General features: G+C 55.1%; 7 protein-coding genes. 2 read left to right on the top strand and 5 right to left on the bottom strand.

What is annotated here, in order from left to right; all coding sequences use genetic code 11:
• Together GXP58_10730 and GXP58_10735 are read left to right on the top strand one after the other, a co-directional pair.
• Positions 1–365: SPASM domain-containing protein (locus GXP58_10730; protein ID NOY54072.1), on the top strand; the 365-nt coding region annotated here is incomplete at its 5' end.
• A gap of 44 nt (positions 366–409) precedes the next feature.
• The gene (locus tag GXP58_10735) at positions 410–1,177 is read left to right on the top strand and encodes a hypothetical protein (GenBank protein NOY54073.1); all 768 of its coding nucleotides are present in this window, start codon (positions 410–412) and stop codon (positions 1,175–1,177) included.
• 100 nt (positions 1,178–1,277) lie between these two features.
• Here the strand turns inward: GXP58_10735 and GXP58_10740 are convergent, their stop codons facing one another.
• The 5 genes from GXP58_10740 to GXP58_10760 form a co-directional block, all read right to left on the bottom strand.
• Positions 1,278–1,454 (bottom strand): DUF4115 domain-containing protein, encoded by a 177-nt coding sequence (locus GXP58_10740; protein NOY54074.1) that lies wholly within the window; start codon positions 1,452–1,454, stop codon positions 1,278–1,280.
• The gene (locus tag GXP58_10745) at positions 1,432–2,181 is read right to left on the bottom strand and encodes a helix-turn-helix domain-containing protein (GenBank protein ID NOY54075.1); all 750 of its coding nucleotides are present in this window, start codon (positions 2,179–2,181) and stop codon (positions 1,432–1,434) included. Before GXP58_10745 ends, GXP58_10740 begins: the two co-directional genes overlap by 23 nt.
• 27 nt (positions 2,182–2,208) lie before the next feature.
• Positions 2,209–3,027 (bottom strand): tetratricopeptide repeat protein, encoded by an 819-nt coding sequence (locus tag GXP58_10750; protein NOY54076.1) that lies wholly within the window; start codon positions 3,025–3,027, stop codon positions 2,209–2,211.
• Positions 3,027–3,935, bottom strand: a complete 909-nt coding sequence (locus GXP58_10755) for a sugar kinase (protein NOY54077.1) — start codon at positions 3,933–3,935, stop codon at positions 3,027–3,029. The genes GXP58_10750 and GXP58_10755 overlap by 1 nt, the downstream gene beginning before the upstream one ends.
• A gap of 87 nt (positions 3,936–4,022) precedes the next feature.
• The coding region (locus GXP58_10760) for an S-methyl-5'-thioadenosine phosphorylase (GenBank protein NOY54078.1) at positions 4,023–4,234 on the bottom strand (212 nt) is incomplete at its 5' end.

The raw sequence follows: 4,234 nt of genomic DNA on the forward strand, positions 1-4,234 counted from the left end.
TGACCCGGTTTTACAGTTTTACCCTGGCACTGCAGAAAGAGGGGCGGTCGAGTACCTGCTCCCTGGGGGACCCGGATATCAGTTCCTGCCAGATCCGTTACAACGGCCAGATGGTCCAGTGCAGCTACGCCATGGCCCTGCCGAAACCGAATAATATCTTCGAGCATGGCCTTGTCGGGGCATGGCAGCGCCTGCCTATATTCAAGAAGTTTCTCGACCCTGAGCGGCTCGAAGGCAAATGCGGCGCCTGTGAAAGAAAAAAGGTCTGCAAAGGAGGATGCCGGGCACTTGCCTATTTACAGGGGCGGGGGGAATGGGCTGAAGATCCGATCTGCCCCCATACACCCGTATTGCAGGAGGTATGACATGACCGATCCCAAGATAAGGCAATGGATAAAACCGGAAATTCGTGACCTTGACATTACTCGAGGGAAAAAGTGCGAGCCCAAAGACGGCGGACCGGCAGGACGGCCATGTGGACCACACACACCGGGTCATCCCGCCGGGCCCGTCGGGCCACCCCCATTATGCGGACCTAAAAAACATCGCGGACCCGGCCCGAAATTCAGTTGATCCGATGCCTCTTGATCGTTTTCTTCAGTGGGGGACCAAAACGCGGGACCGGAATTTCCCGGGAAGAGTCTTTGTAGGCGTGCTCTACCGGATCCTTCTTTACGGAATTTTCGATCCTCTTCTCTGGTTTTTCTACCGATTACGGTTCGCCCTTTCCGGTCAAGGATTGCAAACCTTCCGGCAACCCCGATTCCGCCTCCTCCGGGAGATCCGCAGCCGCTGCCCCCGCCCGATTCTGTTGCGTCTCTGGCTCCGTTCACATCCGGATCTCTGCGGCGCCTCCGGCTGGGTCGGCCTCCAGACGGCAATCCATACACTGAAGAAACGAACAAACACACTCCCCTGGCTCCTCCCCGAGGAAACCCTCCTGGCCCACTGTCTCGACTGCAAGGGGTTCGCCGTTCTCTTCTCGAGCCTGCTGACGATTTGCGGGTTCAATAACGAATTGTGGATCGGTCTTGCCGGAGACGGTGAAAACGGGCACGCCTGGGTTGTAATTGAAGACGGGGGGGGGCGAATTGCCGTGGACCAAATGAATGGTCTGGGGGTTCCTGAAGCGGTCTACCTCAAAGAACACCGTTTCGCGATGACGATCTCCCTCTGAGGCCCCACGACAATCCTTTCCGGTTCACAATCATACAACAATCACGGCATACTGGAAGACAAAGTCTGATTGCCGTCATCACTCACGAAATCCCGACGACTCAGGAGGACGTTTTTTTCACCTCTCCCGTTCGTCCGAAAGGACCGATGGTCTTGTCCCCGTACCGGATCAGCAGACCGCCTGCATTTCCGATATCCAGTTTCATCGATTCAACCATACTAACCTGAAGGTCCTCCCCCTTCCGGAGCGTGACGTCATAGTCCTTCTCTCCATCCACATTTACGGACAGCCAGGTCAGGTCCCCGGCAACCAGGTGAATGACGAGAGGAGCGGGAAGGGCCTTTTGCCGGGAAACGGGTTTCGGGGAGGAATCGGCCGCAGACGGAACCGACCGAGGCCTTCGGTGTCGTCCCGGCAGGGGACTGCAACTCCCTGACCGGGAGATTCTCGCCATCTTCAGCCTCCGGTCCCGCAGTCATCGTCGGAGACGTCTCGTTTTTCTGCTCCGTCGCAGGGAACATCTCCTCAAAACCGACCTTGAACCGGTCTTTGGGCGAAATTTCCGGGTGGAACCAGAATCGAATCCCGAGATAGAGAAGCCCCCCGAGGAGCAGCAGGATCAGGAAACCCCAGATCCACAGAGAACGGCCCCGGACCGGCTTCGCATCCATATTGGAAGAATCCTTTTGTGAAGCCGGATGCGACACGGCAGGTTCCGGCCCTTTTTGATACTCATGGTACCGAAGAAGCGCTTCATCAGGATCAAGACCGATATACCGGGCATAACTGCGAATGAACCCCTTGATAAAAACCGGGGCGGGAAGACGATTTTCGTTATCCTCTTCCAGTGCCTCCAGGTATCGGAAACTGACCTTGGTGTCATCGGCGATCTCCCGCAGAGAGATCTCCCGCAGTTCCCGTTCCCGCTTCAGGTACTCTCCAAAAGAGGGTTTTGAAGCACCTTCCGTAATCTTACGCAACAACCGCTGTTCCTTCTTTTCCATGGGGGTATCCGATCCCGGCGGACGGTCCTATTCCAGCAGGTCAATATATTTACGAGCATCCTCTTTCAGGGTACTGTCGGGAGACAGGTTCAGGGCCGCACGAAAATGCTCCAGTGCATTTTTCCCATCTGCATTCTTGAAATAGGAAAGCCCCAGCCCGTAATGAATATTTGCAAGATCTTTGTCTTTTTTCCGCTGCTTATCCGAATTCGTCTCCTCCGGTCTCTGCATTTTTGTATATCGATCCAGCGCCTCCGTCAACACCCGGATCGCCTCTCCCATCCGGTTGGAGCGATAGTAAAACTTCCACAAATCAAACGAGGCGGAGAGGAGTAGTGGATCAAGAGATAGAGCCCTTTTGAGCGAGGTCTCCGCCTGTTCCGGCTGTCCCATCAACTGTTGACAGAGACCGATATTCTGCAGGGCCAGCGCCGGGGTCCCGTAATAAGGATCTTTCAGCACCTTACGGAACTCTTTGACGGCATCGGGACAACGATTCTCTCCGGCGAACAGCGTTCCCAGATTCATCCGCGCCTCCGAATAGCCCGGACGGATCGAGAGGGCCTTCCGGTAGGACTTCTCCGCCTCCCGGTAGCGTTTCGTATAAAAATGAACCAGGCCCAGGGCATTGTCAATCCGGGCATCCTTCGGATTCAGGGCCTGTGCCTTCCGAAGCTGAACCAGGGCCGCCTGGTAGTTCTCTTCACCGAGATACCCGATCCCCAGGTCATAGTAGGTCGCGGCAATCTGTTTTTTCTTCGTTTTTTTTGTATGATATGCCATGCAGGCGGGAAGTGTTGCGGCAAACAGGACGATGAGGGTGACGGCAATGACCTTCCTGCACATCAGATATCCTCAAAATAAGTCAGAGTCTTGAACATTTTGAAACGTTTCTCGATATCCCGATAGGAAATTTCGCAAAGACGTTTCACGCTGAAATCTTCCACATTGTAGGAAGCCATCACACTGCCAAAGATGATGGCACGGCGCAGGGTCTCGTCGTTGATATTCTGCACATTGGAAAGGTAGCCCATCATCCCGCCGGCGAAAGAGTCCCCGGCCCCGGTGGGATCGAATACGGCATCAAGGGGATAGGCGGGAGCGGAAAAGGTCTGCGAACCATTAAACATGAGAACCCCGTACTCTCCCCGTTTGATAATCAGGATTTTCGGGCCATAGGAATGAATCTTCCGGGCGGCCTGAACCAGATTGACCTCCTCCGTCAACTGCCGCGCCTCGGCGTCATTGATGGTCAGCATATCCACCCGTTTCAACGCCTCGATCAGGGCATCCCGTTTCCCCCCGATCCAGAAATTCATTGTGTCAAGACCGACGAACTCGGGATTACGGACCTGCCCCAGGACCTTCATCTGAAGTTCCGGGTCGATATTCCCCAGGAAGACATACCGGCTGTCCCGATAGCTCTCGGGAATCTCGGGGGAGAAGGATTCAAAGACATTCAACTGGGTATCCAGGGTATGCGCCTCATTCAGTTCATAGCCGTATTCCCCTTTCCAGCGGAAGGTCCTGCCGGAAACCCGCTGCAGGCCCTCCGTATCGACATTGCGGTTTTTCAGAAGATCGATCTGTTCCTCGGGGAAGTCCTCCCCCACGACCGCCACCATCCGGATGTCGTTGAAAAAACCGGCGGCCAGAGAGAAGTAAAAGGCCGACCCCCCCTGGGCCTCTTCCACCTCCCCGAAGGGAGTTTTCACGGAATCAAAAGCCACGGAACCGACAACCAGAAGACTCATAAAAACCTCTTTACATGTTCAGCACTCAGACCGTAAGACCACAGAAAAGAGGAAACAAACACTCCCTCCGGCACACCATTTCCAGCCTCACTCCGGCGGCTTTTTCAGCAGGAAGGCCAGGCTCTTTTTCGTCTCTTTCGGAAAAGAGTTCGGATCGGTGAGGATCGCACCCTGTGCCGCCTTCCGGCAGTCACAACGAAACGTCAATATTTCCGTCGAAACGGCATGTGAGATCATCGCCTTCGCCATCGCCACATTCTGCCGGATAATCTGCAGCACCGCTTCGGCGTTGACATCGT

This window comes from Deltaproteobacteria bacterium, assembly GCA_013151235.1.
Taxonomy (GTDB): Bacteria; CG2-30-53-67; CG2-30-53-67; order CG2-30-53-67; family CG2-30-53-67; genus JAADIO01.

Bases quoted from the DNA above. Each gene is read 5' to 3' on its own strand.
- GXP58_10745 (NOY54075.1), bottom strand. From the start codon at position 2,181: ATGGAAAAGAAGGAACAGCGGTTGTTGCGTAAGATTACGGAAGGTGCT.
- GXP58_10750 (NOY54076.1), bottom strand. From the start codon at position 3,027: ATGTGCAGGAAGGTCATTGCCGTCACCCTCATCGTCCTGTTTGCCGCA.
- GXP58_10755 (NOY54077.1), bottom strand. From the start codon at position 3,935: ATGAGTCTTCTGGTTGTCGGTTCCGTGGCTTTTGATTCCGTGAAAACT.